The 20,602-nt window shown below is 68.5% G+C and carries 19 protein-coding genes; 8 read left to right on the forward strand and 11 right to left on the reverse strand.

The window, feature by feature from the left end:
- Positions 1-57 precede the first annotated feature (57 nt).
- Positions 58-729 (reverse strand): SDR family oxidoreductase, encoded by a 672-nt coding sequence (locus AU192_RS00290; protein ID WP_064393725.1) that lies wholly within the window; start codon positions 727-729, stop codon positions 58-60.
- Between the two features lie 138 nt (positions 730-867).
- On the opposite strand from AU192_RS00290, the gene AU192_RS00295 reads away from it, so the two are divergent.
- The 3 genes from AU192_RS00295 (at position 868) to AU192_RS00305 (ending at position 4,074) form a co-directional block, all read left to right on the forward strand.
- Positions 868-1,671 carry an ABC transporter permease gene (locus AU192_RS00295; RefSeq protein WP_064393726.1) on the forward strand — a complete coding sequence of 268 codons (804 nt, stop codon included), beginning with the start codon at positions 868-870 and terminating at the stop codon, positions 1,669-1,671.
- Complete coding sequence (locus tag AU192_RS26235; RefSeq protein WP_064394142.1) at positions 1,668-2,720, forward strand: sulfate/molybdate ABC transporter ATP-binding protein; 1,053 nt, start codon at positions 1,668-1,670, stop codon at positions 2,718-2,720. Before AU192_RS00295 ends, AU192_RS26235 begins: the two co-directional genes overlap by 4 nt.
- A gap of 211 nt (positions 2,721-2,931) precedes the next feature.
- Entirely contained in the window at positions 2,932-4,074 is a 1,143-nt protein-coding gene (locus AU192_RS00305; RefSeq protein WP_064393727.1) for an APA family fibronectin-binding glycoprotein, read from the forward strand.
- Positions 4,075-4,147: 73 nt separating this feature from the next.
- On the opposite strand, the gene AU192_RS00310 is transcribed toward AU192_RS00305, so the two are convergent.
- Positions 4,148-4,393: a CDGP domain-containing protein gene (locus tag AU192_RS00310; RefSeq protein WP_064394143.1), complete on the reverse strand. Its 246-nt coding sequence runs from the start codon at positions 4,391-4,393 to the stop codon at positions 4,148-4,150.
- A gap of 271 nt (positions 4,394-4,664) precedes the next feature.
- Here AU192_RS00310 and AU192_RS00315 point away from each other — a divergent pair, with 271 nt between their 5' ends.
- The gene (locus AU192_RS00315; RefSeq protein ID WP_064394144.1) at positions 4,665-5,681 is read left to right on the forward strand and encodes a zinc-binding alcohol dehydrogenase family protein; all 1,017 of its coding nucleotides are present in this window, start codon (positions 4,665-4,667) and stop codon (positions 5,679-5,681) included.
- Here the strand turns inward: AU192_RS00315 and AU192_RS00320 are convergent.
- Positions 5,678-6,151, reverse strand: a complete 474-nt coding sequence (locus tag AU192_RS00320; RefSeq protein WP_082694859.1) for a hypothetical protein — start codon at positions 6,149-6,151, stop codon at positions 5,678-5,680. The two genes, AU192_RS00315 and AU192_RS00320, sit on opposite strands and share 4 nt — an antisense overlap.
- Positions 6,152-6,257: 106 nt before the next feature.
- On the opposite strand from AU192_RS00320, the gene AU192_RS00325 reads away from it, so the two are divergent.
- Positions 6,258-6,836: a CGNR zinc finger domain-containing protein gene (locus tag AU192_RS00325; RefSeq protein ID WP_064393728.1), complete on the forward strand. Its 579-nt coding sequence runs from the start codon at positions 6,258-6,260 to the stop codon at positions 6,834-6,836.
- A 2-nt stretch (positions 6,837-6,838) separates the two neighbouring features.
- Here AU192_RS00325 and AU192_RS00330 read toward each other — a convergent pair whose 3' ends face one another.
- Positions 6,839-7,600, reverse strand: coding sequence for a CPBP family intramembrane glutamic endopeptidase (locus AU192_RS00330; RefSeq protein ID WP_064393729.1), 762 nt, complete (start codon positions 7,598-7,600; stop codon positions 6,839-6,841).
- A gap of 11 nt (positions 7,601-7,611) precedes the next feature.
- Positions 7,612-10,089, reverse strand: coding sequence for a phosphoketolase family protein (locus AU192_RS00335; protein WP_064394146.1), 2,478 nt, complete (start codon positions 10,087-10,089; stop codon positions 7,612-7,614).
- An 82-nt stretch (positions 10,090-10,171) separates the two neighbouring features.
- On the opposite strand from AU192_RS00335, the gene AU192_RS00340 reads away from it, so the two are divergent.
- Genes AU192_RS00340 through AU192_RS00350 form a run of 3 tightly spaced genes read left to right on the forward strand, consistent with a single transcriptional unit; the run spans position 10,172 to position 14,822 of the window.
- On the forward strand, positions 10,172-11,050 hold the full coding sequence (locus AU192_RS00340; RefSeq protein WP_064393730.1) for a TIGR03619 family F420-dependent LLM class oxidoreductase: 879 nt from the start codon (positions 10,172-10,174) through the stop codon (positions 11,048-11,050).
- A complete protein-coding gene (locus AU192_RS00345) occupies positions 11,047-13,353 on the forward strand; it encodes a CaiB/BaiF CoA-transferase family protein (protein ID WP_064393731.1) in 2,307 nt (768 codons plus the stop codon). Before AU192_RS00340 ends, AU192_RS00345 begins: the two co-directional genes overlap by 4 nt.
- On the forward strand, positions 13,353-14,822 hold the full coding sequence (locus tag AU192_RS00350; protein WP_064393732.1) for an acetyl-CoA acetyltransferase: 1,470 nt from the start codon (positions 13,353-13,355) through the stop codon (positions 14,820-14,822). The genes AU192_RS00345 and AU192_RS00350 overlap by 1 nt, the downstream gene beginning before the upstream one ends.
- On the opposite strand, the gene AU192_RS00355 is transcribed toward AU192_RS00350, so the two are convergent.
- The 6 genes from AU192_RS00355 to lon all read right to left on the reverse strand — a co-directional run bounded on the left by AU192_RS00355 (position 14,823) and on the right by lon (position 20,439).
- Positions 14,823-15,620 (reverse strand): SDR family NAD(P)-dependent oxidoreductase, encoded by a 798-nt coding sequence (locus AU192_RS00355; RefSeq protein WP_064393733.1) that lies wholly within the window; start codon positions 15,618-15,620, stop codon positions 14,823-14,825.
- Between the two features lie 21 nt (positions 15,621-15,641).
- A complete protein-coding gene (locus AU192_RS00360) occupies positions 15,642-16,229 on the reverse strand; it encodes a hypothetical protein (protein ID WP_064393734.1) in 588 nt (195 codons plus the stop codon).
- Positions 16,230-16,283: 54 nt separating this feature from the next.
- A complete protein-coding gene (locus AU192_RS00365; protein WP_174522743.1) occupies positions 16,284-17,012 on the reverse strand; it encodes a DUF72 domain-containing protein in 729 nt (242 codons plus the stop codon).
- 4 nt (positions 17,013-17,016) lie between these two features.
- Positions 17,017-17,709: an HhH-GDP family DNA glycosylase gene (locus AU192_RS00370; RefSeq protein WP_064393735.1), complete on the reverse strand. Its 693-nt coding sequence runs from the start codon at positions 17,707-17,709 to the stop codon at positions 17,017-17,019.
- Entirely contained in the window at positions 17,645-18,016 is a 372-nt protein-coding gene (locus tag AU192_RS00375; RefSeq protein ID WP_064393736.1) for a TfoX/Sxy family protein, read from the reverse strand. Before AU192_RS00375 ends, AU192_RS00370 begins: the two co-directional genes overlap by 65 nt.
- Before the next feature lie 98 nt (positions 18,017-18,114).
- Positions 18,115-20,439: an endopeptidase La gene (gene lon, locus AU192_RS00380; protein ID WP_064393737.1), complete on the reverse strand. Its 2,325-nt coding sequence runs from the start codon at positions 20,437-20,439 to the stop codon at positions 18,115-18,117.
- Between the last annotated feature and the right edge of the window lie 163 nt (positions 20,440-20,602).

The raw sequence follows: 20,602 nt of genomic DNA on the forward strand, positions 1-20,602 counted from the left end.
AAACCACACCTAAGCGGAGCGGTCATCCCGTTTAGCTCCGTGCGAACAGCGGAATAGTCAGCCGAAGTTTGCGAGCGCGCCCTTGCTGACGTGTAGCACCTGGCCGGTGATGTGCCGCGCCGCCGGCGTGGTGAGAAAAAGGGCCAGGCGCGCGATCTCGTCGGCGACCGGCGGCGGCGTGCGCGACAGGCCTTCATAGCCGGGCTCGGCGTTCCGTCCCGAGGCCACCGCGTTGACAGTGATCCCGCGAGTGCCGAAGTGCTCGGCCTGACCCGCGGTCCAGTCCGCGAGCGCGGCCTTGATCGCCGCGTCCGCGCTGCCGACGGCCGGGTTTTCGGGGACCACGTTGACGATCGAACCGCCCGAGCGCAGATGGTCACCGAGAATCTGCACCGTCAGCACGGCGGAGACGACGGTCGAGTCGAGTGCCGCACGCCATGCCCGAGCCACGTCGGACAGTGAATAGGTGCGCGGATCGCCGCCGTCCCACCCGGGGGCGGGCACGTTGACGATCGTGTCGAGGTGATGCGGTAACTGCTGTCGCGCCGCTTCCAGGCTGTCGGGATCGGTGTTGTCGAGCACGCTGGCGTCGACGTCGAGTTCCTTCGCGGCAACCTCGAGTTCGTCGCGGCGGGCGCCCACGATCACGACGCGGTGACCGGCGTCGCGGAAACCTTCGGCGATCGTGCGGCCCAGATCGGTGTCACCTGCGGTGACGAGCACCTCCATCGCGAGGACCTCCCTGTCGTGTTCGACGCTGCACGCAGCGATCCTCCGAAATGTTACTGGACAGTAGCTAAAGCACGAAACCGGCGCGCAGGCGCGAGTCCCATAGGGTTTGGCCTGTGGAGTGCGAGGCGGGACGGGTTGAGTAACCCGGCTGGTCTGCCGCGTTGGCTGTATCTGCCCGCCGCGGTCGGCGCGCTGTTCGTCGCGGTGCCGCTCGTGGCGATCGCGGCCAGGGTGGACTGGCTGAACGTCGTGCAGCTGATCAGCAGCGAGTCTTCAGTCAACGCCCTGCTGCTCAGCCTGCGCACGGCGACCGCCAGCACGTTGCTATGCCTGCTGGTGGGCGTTCCGATGGCGCTGGTCCTGGCGCGCAGCGACAGTCGACTTGTCCGAACCGTGCGGCCCCTCATCCTGCTTCCGCTCGTGCTGCCTCCGGTGGTCGGCGGGATCGCGTTGCTGTACGCATTCGGCCGGCTCGGCCTGCTCGGCCAGTATCTGGAGGCCGCGGGTGTCCAGATCGCGTTCACGACGACGGCGGTCGTGCTCGCGCAGACGTTCGTGTCGCTGCCCTTCCTGGTCATCGCGCTCGAAGGGGCCGCCCGTACGGCCGGAACCGGCTACGAAACCGTGGCCGCCACTCTGGGCGCCCGCCCGTCCCGGGTGTGGTGGCGCGTCACGCTTCCGCTGCTGACGCCCGGCCTGGTCTCGGGCGCGGTGCTGGCGTTCGCCCGGTCCCTCGGCGAGTTCGGTGCGACGCTCACGTTCGCTGGCTCCCGCGAGGGCGTCACTCGGACGCTGCCGCTGGAGATCTACCTGCAGCGGGAGAGTGACCCCGAGGCCGCGGTGGCGTTGTCGCTGCTGCTCGTGGTGGTGGCAGCCGTGGTGGTGCTGGGGTTGGGGAGTCGACGGCTGCGCGGTGACAGTGCGTGGAGCGCGGCGTGACCGGTATCAGCGTGCGTGCGGTCGTCGAGCAGCGCGGCGTCGACGTCGCGTTCGACGTCGCCGGTGGTGAGGTGCTGGCCGTGCTGGGCCCCAACGGCGCGGGCAAGTCGACGATTCTGCACGTCATCGCGGGACTGGTCCGTCCCGACGAAGGTGTCGTACGGGTGGGCGGGCGGGTGCTCACCGACACCGCATCGGGTCTCCATGTGGCGACCCACGACCGCCGCGTCGGGCTTCTGATGCAGGATCCGCTGCTGTTTCCACATCTCGACGTGGCCGCCAACGTGGCCTTTCCGCCAGGCAGCACGCGCCCCGAGCATTGGCTCGCCCAGGTCGACGCGACAGGACTGGCCGACCGCAGGCCGCGTCAGCTGTCCGGGGGACAGGCGCAACGGGTCGCACTGGCGCGTGCGTTGGCGGCCGAACCCGACGTGCTGCTGCTCGACGAGCCGTTGGCCGGCCTGGACGTTGCGGCCGCCGCTGCGATGCGCAAGGTGCTGCGCGACGTGCTCACACGCGACGGGCGGTCCGCGGTGTTGGTGTCCCACGATGTGCTCGACGTGGTCGCCCTCGCCGATCGGGTACTGGTGCTCGAATCCGGCACCATCATCGAAACAGGTTCTGCTGCAACGGTATTAGCGGCTCCACGGAGCGATTTCGGTGCCCGACTGGCCGGGGTCAACCTGGTTCGCGGGACGGCGGACGGCCACGGCGTCCTGACCACCCGATGGGACGCGGCCTGGCACGGCAACCCGGCGTCGGATATCGCGACCGCGGGGCCGGCGGTCGCCCTGTTTCATCCCGCGGCGGTCGCGGTGTACCGCGACCGGCCGCACGGCAGCCCCCGTAACACCGTCGAAGTCACCGTCGCCGAACTCGACGGCCGCGGCCCCGCGATCCGGGTGCGGGCCGAGGAGCAGCCCGACGGCAGCCCGGGGCTCGCCGCCGACATCACCGCCGACTCCGCGACCGAACTGAGGCTTGCCCCTGGCGAGCGGGTGTTTTTCGCGGTGAAGGCACAGGAGGTCACGCTGCATCCGGCCCAGTAACGGTTACCGCAGCGGACGCGAAAAACAAGCGAGTCACCGGGCATCGACAGCGGTTCGGCCACCCCGCGCCACGCGCGGGTACTGTGCTGTGTCAGCAAAATCATGACGTTACAGCTATCAGTGCTTATCGTCTTCTCAGCTACGTCTTATTTATCCTCATTTTGAGCAATTCACACTTGCGTCACGGCGGTAACACGGTAGTTTCTTTCCCATGGATCAGCCGGACGCGATTTCAGCCCCGCGCAGGGGGCTCTCGAGGACATTGGCGGTCGCGGCGGTGACCGGGGCAACCGCCATAGCGCTCGCGCTCCCGACGGTGGCCCAGGCGCAGCCCGAACCGACGCCTGAGCCGCCCCCACCGCCGCCGACGGGGAACACCTTCCTACAAGGGCCTCCGCCGCCTCCGGCACCAGGGGCGCCCGCACCCCCTCCGGCACCAGGGGCGCCCGCTCCGGCTCCCGCGCCCGGCGCACCACCTCCCGCACCCGGCGCCCCGCCGCCACCTCCGGCACCAGGGGCACCTGCACCGGCACCCGGTGCTCCGGCACCCGCACCCGCCGATCCGAACGCGCCGGCCCCGGCGCCCGGTGATCCTGGCCGCGTCGACTCGGCCGCAGGTGGCCTCAGCTACGTCGTGCCTGCCGGATGGAAAGTGGCGGATTCGACGCAGCTTTCCTACGGCCAGGCGTTGCTGACCAAGGACGCCCCCGAAGGCGCCGAACCGCCCAACGACACCAGCATTCTGCTCGGCCGGCTCGACCTGAAGCTCTTCGCGGGCGCTGAGACGGACAACACGAAGGCTGCGCAGCGGTTGGCCTCCGACATGGGCGAGTTCTTCATGCCGTTCCCCGGCACCCGGGTCAACCAGGAGACCGTCGAGCTCAATGCCGATGGCATGCCGGGCGTCGCGTCGTACTACGAGGTGAAGTTCACCGATACGAACAAGCCCAACGGCCAGATCTGGGCCGGCGTGGTGGGCAACCCCGTCGAACCGGGTACGCCGCGCGGTCAGCGCACCCCCGAGCGGTGGTTCGTGGTCTGGCTCGGCACCGCGAACAACCCTGTGCCGAAGGAAGAAGCGGTGACGCTGGCCAATTCGATCCGGCCGTACACCCCGCCCGCGGCACCTGAGGCCCCGCCCGCCGATCCGAACGCACCGGCGCCACCGCCCGCTGATCCCAACGCGCCGCCTCCGCCGCCAGCGGATCCCAATGCACCGCCTCCGCCGCCAGCGGATCCCAATGCACCGCCTCCGCCGCCAGCGGATCCCAATGCGCCTGCCCCGCGGCCGGCGGTCGGCGTGCCGGTTCCGGTCGCGCCGGAGAATGCGCCCGGGATGACGCCCCCGGCCTGACGTATAGCGAAAGCTTCCTCCACGGCATCAAGCCGTGGAGGAAGCTTTCGAATTCTTTGCGCTGGTGCGATTGTCAGGGGCCGACCCGCGGCGGGTTGGCGTTCGAGACGTTCACGATGAAGCAGTTCGTGCCGCCGAATCCCATTGCGCCCGCGGTCTGACACCGTTCGAAGTTGCCGTCGGCGCCGACCGGTCCGTCACAGATCGTGCCGCCGCCCCACGGCGTCCAGCCTCCCTGGCATCCGGCGTTGGCCGGAGCGGCCAAGGCGATGCCGCTGGCCGCCAGCGCTCCAACCGCCAGTGCAACAAGTGTTTTCATCTCTTCCACCCTCTCCTTCGCGGTACCGGTCTTCGCGCCCGGTACTGAGCCTTCGCCGTAGCCGCACGGCGGTTCGTCGTTATCTACAGGTTATGCCGTTGTTATCACCTAGGAATCAGGATTTCCCCTACAAGTGTCCCGGCCGGCGTACAGGGATGCCCTGCCGCACACCAGATCTGTCCGGTTCGCCGCCGCGGTCGTTAGCGTTGTTCGCTGACAGTGAAGACGCCCGAGGGTGGTGCCCGGGCCGTCGCGGGGCGACCATGTGGTGATGAGCGTCTCAACCATGACCGCCTGGCAGGTTCGACAACCGGGACCGATGGCCTCGCGGCCGATGGAACGCGTGCGAGTCGAGGTTCCGCGTCCGGGACCCGGCGAGCTTGCGGTGGCGGTCCGCGCATGTGGCGTGTGCCGCACCGATCTTCACGTCGCCGAAGGCGATCTGCCCGTGCATCGGCCCCTGGTCGTGCCGGGACACGAGGTCGTCGGCGAGGTCGTCGAGGTGGGGGAGAGCACGGGCGCGGAGTTCTCCGTCGGCGACCGCGTCGGCATCGCGTGGCTGCGGCATACGTGTGGGCGATGCCGGTACTGCCTCAGAGGCGACGAGAACCTGTGCCCACAATCGCGTTACACCGGTTGGGATGCCGACGGTGGGTATGCCGAGTTCGCCACGGTGCCAGCGGCATACGCCCATCCACTACCAGCGGGCTACTCCGACACCGAGCTGGCGCCGCTGTTGTGCGCCGGGATCATCGGCTATCGGTCGCTGCTGCGCGCGGACCTCCCACCGGGTGGCCGGTTGGGCATATACGGATTCGGCGGCAGCGCGCACCTGACCACGCAGGTAGCCGTCACGCAGGGCGCCGAAGTTCATGTGATGACGCGCGGGGAAGCCGCGCGTGAGCTGGCCCTGAGCCTGGGGGCGGCGTCGGCTCAGGGCGCCGACGAGCGTCCACCCGTCGACCTCGATGCCGCGATCCTGTTCGCGCCCGTCGGTGAGCTCGTCCTGCCGGCACTCGAAGCGCTCGATCGTGGTGGCACGCTTGCGATCGCGGGTATTCACCTTTCCGACATCCCGACGTTGAACTACCAGCGTCACCTCTTCCAAGAGCGTCAGGTCAGATCGGTCACCGCCAACACTCGCGCCGACGCCCGGGCCTTTCTGGCTTTCGCCGGTGAACACCACATCGAGGTGACCAGCCCGCCATACCCGCTCAACCGGGCCGACGCCGCGCTGAGCGATCTGGCCTCCGGCCGGATCTCCGGGGCCGCGGTGTTGGTCATTTAGAGCTCGGCCATCGCGGCGCGGAGCCGGCCCACGAGATCCCCACGGCCGTACCGGTAAACGGGACCGGTCCCGTCGGCCAGCAGGAGGCGTAGCCGCGCCATGCCCCGCGCTCCGACCATCCGGGGAGAGTGCAGCCGCAGCGCTATCTCGTCGATCACGTCCTCGGCGGCCGCGATGTTCGGTACGTGCAACGGCACCCGCGAGGACATCAGCGGGCCGTGCCCGCGGGCGTCCCGGACGATCCGTCGCAGTGCCCGGGCCACCGCCTCGCGCTCGGCGAGCGAGGTCAGCCGGACGCAGTGCGCGACGTAAGCACCGCTGTCGGGTGCCACGCCGCCGACGGCCGCCATCCGGTCGAACCTGTTGGCCCTCAGCCGCGCCACCAGCCGCGCGCGTAGAGACGGGGCAGTCGCCCCGCTCGCCGCCGCAACCGGCGACACCAGGGTGGGCGGGTTCGGATTATCCGACATATCGATCCTCGGTAGCGCTCGGAGGTGTGACCGCTGACAACTTTATAACGGTCATGCATGACCGGTCAAATTGCGATACTGGTCATGGAAAGGCTAGGCTGGCTATATGACTCGCACCCGGTGGCTGGGGGACCACGAGACGAAACCGGCACCGCCGCGTCTCGCCCTGGTTCAGAGCCTGGTCAACACGGCGGAGTTGCCGTCCGGCCCCGACCGTTTGGCCGATCCGGATGACGCGCGACCGTGGCTGCACGACAAGGGGTTACTGCGCCCCGGGGACGGCATCGACGAGGCCCACCTCGAGCTGCTGCGTGGTGTGCGCGAGGCCTTACGCGCGATGCTGGTCCACAACGCCGGTGGCCCGCCGCCGACTGCGGCGGCGTTGGCGCCGCTGCGGGCCGCGGCTGGCGGGGCCGCACGGGCCGAGGTCGAAGACTCGGGGCGGATTCGGCTGTCGGCGGTGGGCACCTCGCTGCACGACCGCCTCACCGAACTGCTACTGGCGATCCACGATGCACAGCGCGACGGCTCCTGGTCGCTGTTGAAGGCGTGTGCCAACGAGGAGTGCCAGTGGGCGTTCTACGATCGCTCGCGCAACCACGGCGGTACCTGGTGCAGCATGGCGACCTGCGGTAACAAGCTCAAGAACCGGGAGTTCCGCGCCCGCAAGCGCGCCGCGCACTGACGTCAGCTCAGATGCCACACGAACGCGGCCGCCAGCGCGCCGAGCCCGTTCAGCGACCAGTGCAGCGCGATCGGCGCGATCAGGCTGCCGCTGCGGCGGCGCAACCAGGTGAAGACGAAGCCCGCGACGCCGGTGGCGACCACCGCCAACGTCACGCCTGCGACGGTGCCGACCACACCTCCGCCGAAGATTCGGGTGAAGCCGACGTTGCTACTGGTCAGGCCCAGCGAGGTGGCGATGTGCCAGAGTCCGAACAACAGCGAGCCGGCCGCGGCGACACCACGCCAGCCCCAGGCGCGGTCGAGCGCTCCGTGCAGCACCCCGCGGAACGCCAGTTCCTCGGGGATCACGGTCTGCAAGGGGATGATGACCATCGACGCGATGAGCGCGCCCGAGATCGTGGCGTAGTTGTTGTTCATGAACATCGGCCGCGTCCACGGCAGCAGCGCACCGATCGCGATGACCGACAACACCAGCGCGACGGCACCCAGCGCGTAGCCGGTTCCGGACTTCAGGTGTTCGCGGCTCAGGCCGAGTTCGGCCCACCCCAGGCCGCGGGAGCGGACCAGCGCCACCAGAAGCAGCGCCGCCGCAGGCACCGTCGCCACGCTGGCCCACGGCGTGGTGAAGTGCGCGATCAAATTCGTCAGCGCCAACACCACCACGACCACAGCAATGTCGACGTAGGTGCGGAAGTGGTGCAACGCGGAGAGCTGTTCGACCAGCGGATGCGGGCGCTCGGCGAGGGCGGCTTGGTCGGACACGAATATCCAGTCTAGCGGTCGTGTTCGCTGAGGGTGTCCTGCGACAGCGACGGCGCTTGGTAATCCGGGTCCCACGTCCACCCCGAGATCGCCGGATCGTCCTCGCCGTGTTCCCGCGTGTAGCGCCGGGCCGCCAGGCGCGCGTCAGCCATCTCCTGGCGCAGCCCGGCCACGCTGCTGCCCAGATTGGCGACGCGGTCGATCACGTCCATGACCAGATGGAACCGATCGAGGTCGTTGAGCATCACCATGTCGAACGGGGTCGTCGTGGTGCCGCGTTCCTTGAAACCGCGCACATGCAACTGGGCATGGTTGGCGTGCCGGTAGGTCAGCCGGTGAATCAGCCAGGGATAGCCGTGGTAGGCGAAGATGATCGGCTTGTCCGTGGTGAAGATCGAGTCGAATTCGCGATCGGACAGGCCGTGCGGGTGCTCGGACTGCGGTTGCAGCCGCATGATGTCGACGACGTTGACCACCCGCACCTTCAGCTCGGGCAGCCGCCGACGCAGGATGTCGGCGGCCGCAACGGTTTCCAGGGTCGGGATGTCTCCGGCGCACGCGAGCACCACGTCCGGCTCCCCGGTCGTGTTGCTCGCCCACTCCCAGATCCCCAGACCGCGGGTGCAGTGCGCGATCGCCGAATCCATGTCCAGGTAGTTCAGCGCCGGTTGCTTGCCGGCGACGATCACGTTGACGTAGTGGCGGCTGCGCAGGCAGTGGTCGGCCACCGACAGCAAGGTGTTGGCGTCCGGCGGCAAGTACACCCGCACGACCTCGGGTCGCTTGTTGGCGACGTGGTCGATGAAGCCGGGATCCTGGTGTGACGCGCCGTTGTGGTCCTGGCGCCAGACATGTGATGTCAGAAGGTAATTCAGCGATGCGATCGGCGCCCGCCAGGACAGCTCTCGACTGCTGTTAAGCCACTTGGCGTGCTGGTTGAGCATGGAGTCGATGATGTGGATGAACGCCTCGTAGCAGTTGAACAGCCCGTGCCTGCCCGTCAGCAGGTATCCCTCGAGCCAGCCCTGGCAAAGGTGTTCGGACAGCACCTCCATCACCCGGCCCTCCGGACCGAGGTTCTCGTCATCGGGGGTGACCTCGGCCAGCCAGGCCTTGTCGGTCGCCTCGAGGGTTGCCGACAGCCGGTTGGACGCCGTCTCGTCGGGTCCCATCAACCGGAACCGGTCGGCGTTACGCGCGATGACGTCGCGCAGAAACGTCCCGAGCACCCGGGTGGCCTCGGTCGATTCGGACGCGGGGTCGTCGACCGGCACCGCGTAATCGGTGAAGCGCGGCATGTCCAGATCCTTGAGCAGGAGACCGCCGTTGGCGTGCGGGTTGGCGCTCATCCGCCGCTGGCCGCGCGGGGCCAACGCGCGTAACTCAGGCCGTAGCGCGCCGTCCTCGTCGAACAGTTCCTCGGGCCGGTAGCTGCGCATCCACTCCTCGAGCTGAGCGCGGTGTTCGGGGTTGGTGTGGGTGCCCGACAACGGAACCTGATGGGACCGCCACGTGCCCTCGACCTTCTTGCCGTCGACGTTCTGCGGGCCCGTCCAGCCCTTCGGTGTCCTCAACACCAGCATCGGCCACACGGGCCGGAAGGTCTCACTCCTCAACGCGGCTCGTTCCTCGCCGCTTGATCGTCGTGCGACGGGCCGGCCCTGTTCGCCGTCGAGGCGAGCGGCGCGCTGGATCGCGGCGATCTGGTCGAAGGCTTCGTCGAGCGCCGTCGCCAGCTGCTGATGCACGTTGGCCGGATCGTCGCCGGCCACCGTGATGGGCCGGTAGCCGTAGCCGAACATCAGCGACTCGAGTTCCTCTTGCGGAATGCGCGCGAGGACCGTGGGGTTGGCGATCTTGTAGCTGTTCAGGTGCAGGATGGGCAGCACCGCACCGTCGGTGACCGGGTTGAGGAACTTGTTCGAATGCCAACTGGCCGCCAGCGGGCCGGTCTCGGCTTCACCGTCACCGATGACACAGGCGACCACCAGGTCGGGGTTGTCGAACGCCGCGCCGTAGGCGTGTACCAGTGCGTAACCCAACTCCCCACCTTCGTGGATCGACCCGGGGGTCTCCGCGGCGACGTGGCTGGGGATACCACCAGGGAAAGAGAACTGGCGGAACAGCTTTCGCATTCCCTCGGTGTCTTCGGGAATACCCGAGTACACATCGCTGTAGGTGCCTTCGAGATAGGCGTTGGCCACTAAGCCGGGACCGCCGTGTCCCGGGCCGGTGATGTAGATGACGTTGACGTCGCGGTCGCAGATGACGCGGTTCAGGTGCGCATAGACGAGATTGAGCCCCGGCGTGGTACCCCAGTGACCGAGCAGTCGCGGCTTGACGTGCTCGGGCGCCAGCGGCTCGCGCAGCAGTGGATTGTCCAGAAGATAGATCTGGCCGACGGACAGGTAGTTGGCGGCGCGCCAGTAGGCGTCGATCAGGTCGAGTTCATCGGCGGACAGCGTGGGGGACAGGGCCTCGGCAGTCATCTGACTCATCATCGTCGAAACGGGCGAACGGGTGCCACTCCTGTACCCGATGCGCGTGAAGCTACCCATTAGCCTGTCTGGCGTGTTGGGATTCGCAGTGCCGCAGTTCGGGGCGTCCGCCCGCGCGGACCTCGCGCGCTACGCGGCCAGCGCCGAAAGCCTCGGCGCCGACAGCCTCTGGGTGGGAGACCGCTTGCTGACCGCGGTGCACCCCAGCGTCGGCTACGCGGGCCAGGACACCATTCCCGAACAGTTCCGCGCCGCCCTGGACCCGTTCATCGCGTTGGCGGTCGTCGCCGCCGCGACGTCGCGCGTCCGATTGGGCAGCAGCGTGTTCGTCGCACCGTGGTACCCGCCGGTGCAGCTGGGCCGCCAACTGACCGCCATCGATGTGGTCAGCGGGGGCAGGCTCGTTCCCGGTTTCGGGATCGGGTGGTCGCCGGAGGAGTACTCCGCCGCCGGCGCCCCGTTCCGCACCCGCGGCGCCCAACTGGACGAGGTGCTCGATGCCCTCGAGCGGCTGTGGACGATGAATCCGGTGGAACATGACGGCAAGCGGTGGTCGATCCCGTCGTCGTGGGTGGACCTCAAACCGATCCAGCAACCGCGCCCGCCGATCTATCTCGGCGGGTTCACTCCGGCGAGTTTGCGGCGCATCGGGACGCGCGGCGACGGGTGGCTCCCGGCCGTGCTGGTGCCCGGAGGTGTCATGCCCGAGTTCCTTGCGACGCAGCGCCGCACCATCGACGACGCCGCCCGCGAGGCCGGCCGGGATCCGGCGGCCATTCACACCTGTGTGCGCATCAACGTCGCCGGCGGCACACCGATCGATGCGGTCGCCGAGGCGGTGCGGACGCTGGCCGACGCCGGTTATCCGGACGTCTTCGTCGACCTGATGTACGTCGCCACCGACACCGACGACCACCTGCAGTGGGTCGAAAGTCTCCTGGCGGCGGCGTGAGCGAACCACTGCTGGCATCCGTGCGGGTGCTCGACCTCGGCGGCGCCGAATCCGACGGGGTGAGCCGGCTGTACGCCGACCTCGGCGCCGATGTCCTGAAGATCGAGCCACCCGGTGGACGGTCCGGCCGGCAGGCGCTGCCGACCGTGGCCGGAGCGAGTGTCCCGTTCCGGCTGCACAACGCGAACAAGCGGTGCGCGGTTCTCGACCCCGCCAGCCCCGACGGTCGCCGGGCGCTCTGGGACCTGGCGGGCACCGCCGATATCGTTGTTGACAGCGGAAGACCCAGCGGGGCAGGCGAATTCGGGACGTCCTGCGCGGCCCTGGCTCAACAGTTCGGCCACCTCGTCGTGCTGTCGGTCACGGACTTCGGCACCGAAGGGCCGTATGCCTCGTGGCGGGCCACCGACCCCGTGTTGTACGCGTTGTCGACGGCACTGTCCCGTACCGGGCCGACTGCCGGCACCCCGGTGCTTCCCCCGATCGGACTGGCATCGGGAACCGCTGCGACACAGGCGGCATGGGCAGCGCTGGCCGCCTACTACCACCGGTTACGCACTGGGACGGGCGATTACATCGACTTCTCCCGATTCGAGGCGGTGCTCCAGTCGCTGGATCCGCCGTTCGGCTCAGAAGGGCAGGCGGCCGTCGGCGTCAAGAAGACCACCGAGATCTGGCGCGGCAGGCCACGCAACCAGAACATCTATCCGATATTCGCCTGCAAGGACGGGCATGTACGGATCTGCCTGCTGTCCCCGCGTCAGTGGCGGGGCATGCGCGCCTGGCTGGGCGAACCCGAACAGTTCGCCGACCCCAAGTTCGACACGATCGCGGCGCGGTATGCGGCGTCTCGCGAACTCAACGCCCTGATCGGCGATTTCGTCGCAGCCCAGACCATGGAGGCTCTGGTCACCGAGGGACAAGAGCGGGGAGTTCCGATCGCGGCCGTGCTCAACCCCACGGAGACGTTGGCCTCCGAGCACTTCCGCGCGGTCGGTGCGCTGACCACCGCCGAGTTCGCCCCGGGTGCGGATGTCGTCGCCCCGGTGGGGCCCTTCGTCGTCGACGGCCATCGTCGCGGCCTGAGGTGGTTGGCGCCCGCTGCCGGTGCTGACGAACCTGCCTGGGGCACAGCGTCATCGGTGACAGCATCACTGGCCACGGCCGTGCCGCAGCGTCCTTTCGAGGGGATGCGCATCCTCGACCTCGGCGTCATCGTCGCCGGGGGTGAGCTGGGCAGGTTGTTCGCCGACCTCGGCGCCGAGGTGGTCAAGATCGAGAGCGCCGCCTATCCCGACGGCCTGCGCCAGGCGCCGCCCGGTGAGGTGATGAGCAGGTCCTGGGCGCTGACCCACCGCAACGAGCACAGCCTGGGGCTCGACCTGCGGACCCCCGCAGGCGCCGACCTTTTCGCCCGCCTGGTCACAGGCGCCGACGCCGTGTTCGCCAACTTCAAGCCGGGAACGCTTGCGTCGCTGGGATTCTCCTACGACCGTCTGCGCGAGCTGAATCCGCGCATCGTGCTCGCGGAGAGCAGCGCCTTCGGCGCGACCGGTCCGTGGAGTTCGCGCATGGGCTACGGGCCGCTGGTGCGGGCCACCACCGGGGTCACCGCGCTGTGGGCATCTGCCGACGGTGGCTTCTACGATGCGACGACGATCTTCCCCGACCACGTGTCGGCGCGGCTCACCGCGATCGCCGCACTGGCTGCGCTGATTCGGCGCGACCGAACCGGGCAACCCGCACACGTACACGTCTCGCAGTCCGAGGCCGCGGTCAGCCAACTGGCGACCCGCTATGTCACCGAGTCCGGGCGTGCGGCAGACCTGCCCGTCGCCGACGACACAGCCACGCACGGTGTGTACCCATGCGCCGGTGACGACGAGTGGTGCGTGATCTCGCTGCGTTCCGCGAACGACCACGCCGCGCTGGAATCGGTCACCGGCGGCATCGACACCGCCGAATGGACCCGCATCCGCGACAAGACCGTGGTGGCGCGCACTTTGCAGGATGCGGGGATCGCCGCCGCGCCGATGAACCGTGCCGTCGATGTGCCTGCCGACCCGCAGGTGCGTTACCGAAAGCTGTACTCCGACATGGAGCATCCGCTTTTCGATGCGCCCATGCTCACCGAGACGGGGCCGGCGCCGTACACGAACATCCCGCCCGCCCTGCTGAGGCCCGCGCCGATGCCGGGGGAGCAGACCCGTGAGATCTGCCGGCAGATCCTCGACATCCCCGCCGAGGAGACCGATCGGCTCATCGCCGACGGCACGCTCTTCGCATACCCAGAAAGGCCGTGATGGAAGCCAGGACGCCTGTGTTGGTCGGCTACGGACAAGTCAACCAGCGCGACGAGAACCCCGATGTGTCGCCGATCGACCTGATGGTCGCCGCTGCGCGCCAAGCGGCGGACCCCAGGGTGCTTGAGGCCGCCGACTCGGTTCGGGTGGTGAATCTCCTTTCGTTGCGGTACCGCGATCCGGGATTGCTTCTCGCGCAACGCCTCCACGCCGACAACGCCGCGACCCGCTATACCGGGGTCGGCGGTAATACGCCGCAGTCGCTGGTCAACCAGGCGTGCCGAGACATTCAGAACGGTCGGGCCGAGGTGGTTCTGATCGCGGGCGGTGAGACCTGGCGCACCCGAACCCGGCTGCGCGCCAAGGGTGTGCGGCCTGACTGGCCGCGCCAGGACGAGTCCGTCCCGATGGCCGAAGGCGCCGACGAAGGGGTCCCGATGGCCGGGCCCGCCGAAATCAAGATCAGCCTGGATCGGCCTGCCTACGTCTACCCGATGTTCGAGCAGGCCCTGCGTATCGCCGCGGGCGAATCCGACGAGGAGCACCGGCGCCGGATCGGTGAGCTGTGGGCAAGATTCAGTGCGGTCGCCGCGAGCAACCCGCACGCGTGGGTCCGAGATGCGGTGCCGGCCGAGCAGATCTGGCAGGCCGGTCCGGGCAACCGGATGATCAGCTGGCCCTATCCGAAGCTGATGAACTCCAACAACATGGTCGACCAGGCCGCGGTGCTGGTGCTCACCTCGGCCGATAAGGCCACCCATCTGCAGATCCCCAGGGACCGTTGGGTTTTCCCGTACTCGGGCACCGACTCGCACGATACCTATGCGATCGGCGAGCGCGCCGAGTTCTACACGTCTCCGGCGATCCGGATCGGGGGGCGGCGGGCCCTGGAGTTGGCCGAGGTCGGCATCGACGATGTCGGGCTCGTCGACGTCTACTCGTGCTTCCCTTCAGCGGTTCAGGTGGCTGCCAACGAACTCGGCCTCCCGATCGCAGACCCCGCCAGACCGCTGACGGTGACCGGCGGGCTGACCTTCGCGGGCGGACCGTGGAACAACTACGTGACCCACTCGATCGCGACCATGGCTGAACGACTCCTCGCCGCGCCCGGCCAGCTCGGGTTGATCACCGCCAACGGCGGTTACCTCACCAAGCACAGCTTCGGTATCTACGGCACCGAGCCGCCGCCGCACGAGTTTCGTTGGGAAGACGTGCAATCGGAGGTCGATCGCGAGCCGACCCGGACGGCGCTCGTGGACTGGGCCGGGGTGGGCACCGTGGAGACGTGGACAACGCCGTTCGACCGCGATGGTTCTCCGGAGAAGGCGTTCCTCGCGGTTCGCACCCCCGACGACGAGCGGGTGCTGGCGGTCATCCCCGATGCGGCGGGGGCGGCGGCGACGGTCGACGAGGACATCTCGGGGGCGAAGGTCCAGGTGAACCCGGACGGTACGGCCGCGTTGCGGTAGTCAGTCGAGGTCTGCCGACAGCGCGTCGATGCGCTGGCGGGCCGCCTCCGCCGCGCCCGGGCCAACGACGGCATGGATCCGGCCGGCCTCCACCGCGGCGATCGCGGCATCGGCGACCACGGCGGGGCTGATCGCACCGCGCATCGCGTCGTCGTCGCGGTCGTTGGGGACGCTGACCGCCCCGGGCGGGGTAAGACTCGCCGAGTTGGGTCCCAGCGGCGTGTCCACCAGCCCGGGGCACAACACGGTGGCCCCCATATCGCTTGAGACGGAGCGCAGTTCGATATCGAGCGTCTCTGTCAGTCCGACGACGGCGTGCATGGTCGCGTTGTACGGCCCGAGGTGGGGCAGCGGGATGAGCCCGCCCGCGGACGCGGTGTTGAGGAAGTGCCCGCAGCGTTGCGCGATGAACAGCGGAGCGAAGGTCTTCACCCCGTGTACGACACCGATCAGCTTGACGTCGATCAGCCACCGCCACGTCTCGATCCGTTGCTCCCACACCGGCGTCTGTTCGCACACCACCCCGGCGTTGTTGCACACCAGATCGACGCGTCCGAAGCGGTCCAAGGTGTGCGCCGCCAGTGCCTCGACATCAGCCGCGTCACGCACGTCGACGCGTACCCCGGTCACCGCCCCCTGCTGATCGGACAGGGCGTCGACCGCCGCGAGTATCGCGTCGTCGCGGATGTCGGCGATCACCACGTCGACACCGCGACGCAGCAGATGCGCGGCGAGCGCGAAACCGATGCCGCTGGTACCGCCGGTGACGACGGCGACCTGTCCGGGCTCGATCCTCATGCGGGCCTGCCTTCCTCGTCGTTACGGTGCGTTGGCCGGCACCTCGGTGTATCGCGGCTGAAAACCCTCGGGGGCGAAGGTAAATCCCTTGCCGGTCACCTCGCTCATGCACGAGACGCCGGCCTCCTGCACATTGCAGCGGAACCCGGCGACGACCAGGATTCGGTTGAATTCCAGCACCTTCGCGTCGTCGAGGACGAACTCCGGCTGTTCCAACGCCACGAATCGGGGTTCGCCGTCGCGCTCGATGACGATCGCGTTGGGCGCGGCCTGCTCGCCGGCGCCGTTGTCGACTGTGTCCGGTTCACCCGTGATGTTCATGCTGGACTGCGGGGAGGTCGCCGACTGGCAGCCCGCCTTGTCGCGCGGCACGACGGCGCACGACCAGCGTCCACTCGGCGTGGTGAAGTAGTACACAGCCGACCCGGCCGGACGCGCGACGTAGTCGAATGCGTCGACCAGGTGCGCGCTTTTCGGTGGCGGAGCGGGCGGTTCGGCGGTGGTAAGCGTCGGCGACGCCACGAACGGTTCGTCGGTGGTGACGATCCGCTCGGCCGAGCAGCCCGCGACCAGGATCGCGGCGGCCGACATCAGACATAGGGCACGCATCTCGGCTCCTAAGCGTGCCGGAACCGGTTTTCGTCCGCGCAGCGGGGTGGGGGATCAGCCGGCCAGCATCGTCTTGAGCGTCTGCGCGTTCCACACCGCGTGCCCACCCAGATCGTTGTTGAAGTAGACGAGGATGCGCCTGCCTTCGCTCTCCCACGCCAGGATCCGGTCGGCCCAGCGCCGCAACGCGTCGTCGGGGTAGGAGCCCGCGTACATCGAATCCTGGTCCGGGCCGTGCATGCGGATGTAGACCAGATCGCTGGTCGCTCGCGGTACGCAGCGCAAACCCGCACCGCTCATCACCACGTAGGCGGCGCCGTGCCGCTCCAGCAGGGCGTAGACGTCCGGGTCGTCCCACGACGCATGCCGCAACTCCATCGCCACCGGGATCCGATCGGGCATAAGGCCGAGAAAGTGCTCCAGGCGGGCGTCGTCGCGCTCCAGCTCGGGATGCAGTTGCACGAGCAAAGCTTCGCTGCGGTCGCCCAGAAGCTCCCAGCATCGCTCGAAGCGCTCGACCCACGGCTCCGGTTCCCGCAGCCGGCGGTAGTGCGTCAGGCCGCGTTGGGCTTTGACCGACATCGTGAACCCGTCGGGCAACCGCTGCCGCCAACCGGCGAACGCGCTGTCCTTCGGCCAGCGGTAGAAGCTGGCGTTCAGTTCGACGGTGTCGAACTCCTCGACGTAGCGGGCCAGCCGTTTGGCCGTCGGCAATCCCGCCGGGTACAGCACGTCCTTCCAATGGTCATATGACCATCCGGAAGTTCCGATCCGGATCACCACCGCGTCATTCCTGTGCCGCGACGGCGTCGCGCAGGGCGTCGTTCAGCGACACCTTGACCAAGGCGGCGGCGAGCTTCGCGCACTTGCGTGGCGCCAGCGCAGCGAGTTCAGCTCTGTCCCTAGGTAATCCGAGTGCGTTCGCGGCGCTGAGAGCGCGCGTGTCGAAGTACGGGCGAATCCAGGTCCAGGTGTCCTGCACCTCTCGCAGGAAGATGTCGGCACCGGTATCGCCGATTCCCTTGAATCCCTTGAGCGAACGTTTCACGGCGGTCGCGTCGTGGTCCTGTGTCCCGCCGAGATTGCGGAGGTCCCCGCCGTATTCGTCGACGACGGTCGTGGCGATATCGGTGAGCCTGGTCGCCGAGCTCTCGTCGTACCGAACATAGTGGGCACGGCCGAAGGCGCGAATCATCTCGCGGCGGTCGGCGTCGAGGACGGCCTCGGGGGTGCGCAGGCCCGCGCGGAACAACTCCCGCGCGGCCGCGACCGCGATGGAGGCGTCGATCGGCTTACTCGACAGCATGCACAGGGTCAGCAGCTCGAAGAGCGGCATGGGCTTGTCCGCCAAGCGGATACCGGCGTCTTCGGCGTAGGTCGTGCCCGCCTGCTCGAGGAGGCGCTTGACCAGCTTCTTACGTGCTGCGGCGTCCACGTCGGCTGGCGTACCCGCGCTCTTTGGGGGGCAAACTCTTCGCATAGTCGGTCCCGCGGTTGACCCAAAGCCGCAGTTGGCGCTTGGTTGCGAGGCCGGCGCCGCCCACCCGCAGCCATCCGCGCATCTCCCTGCCGGCCATCACCATTGGAGCAACGTGTTCGCGCGACAACAGCTTCGCGGTGTCATCAGGATGCACCCGGACCATCAGACCGCCCTGGCCGCTGGCGGCCAACGCCATGTTGCCGCCGATCAGGAATGCCAGCCCGCCGAACATCGCCTTCTCCTCGACTCCTTGTTCGCCGCTGAGCAGTTCGCGGATGCGGTGGGCGAGGTCCTTGTCGTACGCCATGCGGTGACGGTACCGGTTCGGCGGGTCGTCAGACGCTCGGAAATGCGCTCAGGGTCGTGACCGCCCGAGCGATCACGACCCTGAGTGCAATAGTGCGGTCAGGCGGCGACGGTGGCGGCGACCTCTGCGGGCTGCAGAGCCTGCGCGACGATGTCGGCGACGTCGGTCATCGGCTTGACCTCCAGCGCGTCGAGCACGTCGGCCGGGACGTCATCGAGATCGGGCTCGTTGCGTTGCGGGATGAAAACCGTTGACAGTCCGGCGCGTTGCGCGGCCAGCAACTTCTGCTTGACACCCCCGATGGGCAGCACCCGACCGTTCAACGTGACCTCGCCGGTCATCCCGACGTCCGCACGAACCTGCCGGCCGGTGGCCATCGACACCAGCGCGGTCACCATCGTCACACCCGCCGACGGACCGTCCTTCGGCACGGCGCCCGCGGGCACGTGCACGTGGATCCGGCGGTCCAGCGCCTTGGGGTCGACGCCCAGCTGCTCGGCGTGCGAGCGCACGTAGGACAGCGCGATCTGCGCGGACTCCTTCATGACCTCGCCCAGTTGCCCGGTCAGTTGCAGCCCGGGCTCACCGTCGGTCGCCCCGGCCTCGATGTAGAGCACATCGCCGCCGAGGCCGGTGACCGCCAACCCGGTGGCCACGCCCGGTACCGCCGTGCGCTCGGCCGATTCCGGCAGGAAGCGCGGACGACCCAGGAACTCAACGAGATCCGACTCGTCGACGGTGATGGTCGTGATCCCGTCGGAAGCCAGCTTCGTCGTCACCTTGCGCAGCGCTTTGGCCAACAGCCGCTCGAACTGACGCACACCCGGCTCGCGGGTGTAGTCGGCGGCGATCTTGCGCAGCGCCGCCTCGGTCACGATCACCTCGTCCTCGGTCAGCGCCGCCCGTTCGCGCTGCCGGGGCAGCAGGAAGTCGCGGGCGATGGCGACCTTGTCGTCCTCGGTGTAGCCGTCGATCTGGACCAGTTCCATGCGGTCCAGCAACGCCGAGGGAATGTTCTCGATGACGTTGGCCGTGGCCAGGAACACCACGTCCGACAGGTCCAGATCGAGGTCCAGGTAGTGGTCGCGGAACGTGTGGTTCTGCGCGGGGTCCAAGACCTCCAGCAGCGCTGCCGCGGGGTCCCCACGGAAGTCGGAGCCGACCTTGTCGATCTCGTCGAGCAGCACGACGGGGTTCATCGAACCCGCTTCACCGACGGCACGCACGATGCGGCCGGGCAGCGCGCCGACGTAGGTACGCCGGTGGCCACGGATCTCGGCCTCGTCGCGCACGCCGCCGAGGGCGACGCGAACGAACTTGCGGCCCAACGCGCGAGCCACGCTCTCACCCAGCGAGGTCTTGCCGACACCGGGTGGACCGGCCAGCACCATCACCGCACCCGAACCGCGACCGCCGACGACCTGCAGTCCGCGCTGGGCGCGGCGCGCCCGCACGGCCAGGTACTCGACGATGCGGTCCTTGACGTCCTCGAGGCCGTGGTGGTCGGCGTCCAAAATCTCCCGCGCTGCCTTGAGGTCGGTCGAGTCCTCGGTGTGGACGTTCCACGGCAGGTCGAGCACGGTGTCCAACCAGGTGCGGATCCACCCGCTTTCCGGGCTCTGATCGCTCGCGCGCTCGAGCTTGCCGACCTCACGCAGGGCGGCCTCGCGCACCTTCTCCGGCAGGTCCGCGGCCTCGATGCGGCCGCGATAGTCGTCGGAGCCGTCGGGTTCGTCCTCGCCGAGTTCCTTGCGGATGGCGTTGAGCTGCTGACGCAGCAGGAACTCCTTCTGCGTCTTCTCCATGCCCTCACGCACGTCTTCGGCGATCTTCTCGGTGACCTCGACCTCGGCCAGCTGCGCACCCGTCCACTCGATCAGCGCGCGCAACCGCTCGGCCACATCCGGCGTCTCGAGCAGCTGGCGCTTCTGGACCTGGGTCAGGTACGACGCGTAGCCCGCGGTGTCGGCCAGCGCCGACGGGTCGGAGAGCTGGTTGACGAAATCGATGATCTGCCAGGCCTCGCGCCGCTGCAGCATCGCCAGCAGCAGCTTCTTGTACTCGGCCGCGAGCTCATAGGCCGCCTCGGGCACCGGGTCTTGTTCCTCGACCACGGTCACCTCGACCCACAGCGCCGCGCCAGGTCCGGTGGCGCCGGCCCCGATGTGCGCACGGCTCTCACCCCGCACCACCGCGGCGGGTCCGCCGACCATGCGCCCGATCTGCACGATCGAGGCCAGCACCCCGTAGGAGGGGTAACGGTCCTCGAGGCGGGGAGCGATCAGCAGTTCTCCGGATTCGCTCGCGCGGGCAGCATCGACCGCGGCCCGCGCGGCCTCGTCGAGCTCGATCGGCACGACCATCCCGGGCAGCACGATCGACTCGCTCGAGAACAAGACCGGAACTGTCTTGGCTTCAGCCATCAATCCTCCAAAGTTTGAGTCTGTTGCGCTCAACCTTTAGATGGCCTGATTTGTTCCCCGACGCACAGGGCGGCGTATGCCTACCGCGAAATAGCATTCCCGGTCGCTGATGACCCGGTTCACCACCATGAGCTCTCACTCGCGGCGTAGTTGACCAACCCGA

Origin of the sequence: Mycobacterium lehmannii (assembly GCF_001499925.1) — a bacterium.
GTDB classification, from domain to species: Bacteria; Actinomycetota; Actinomycetes; order Mycobacteriales; family Mycobacteriaceae; genus Mycobacterium; species Mycobacterium lehmannii.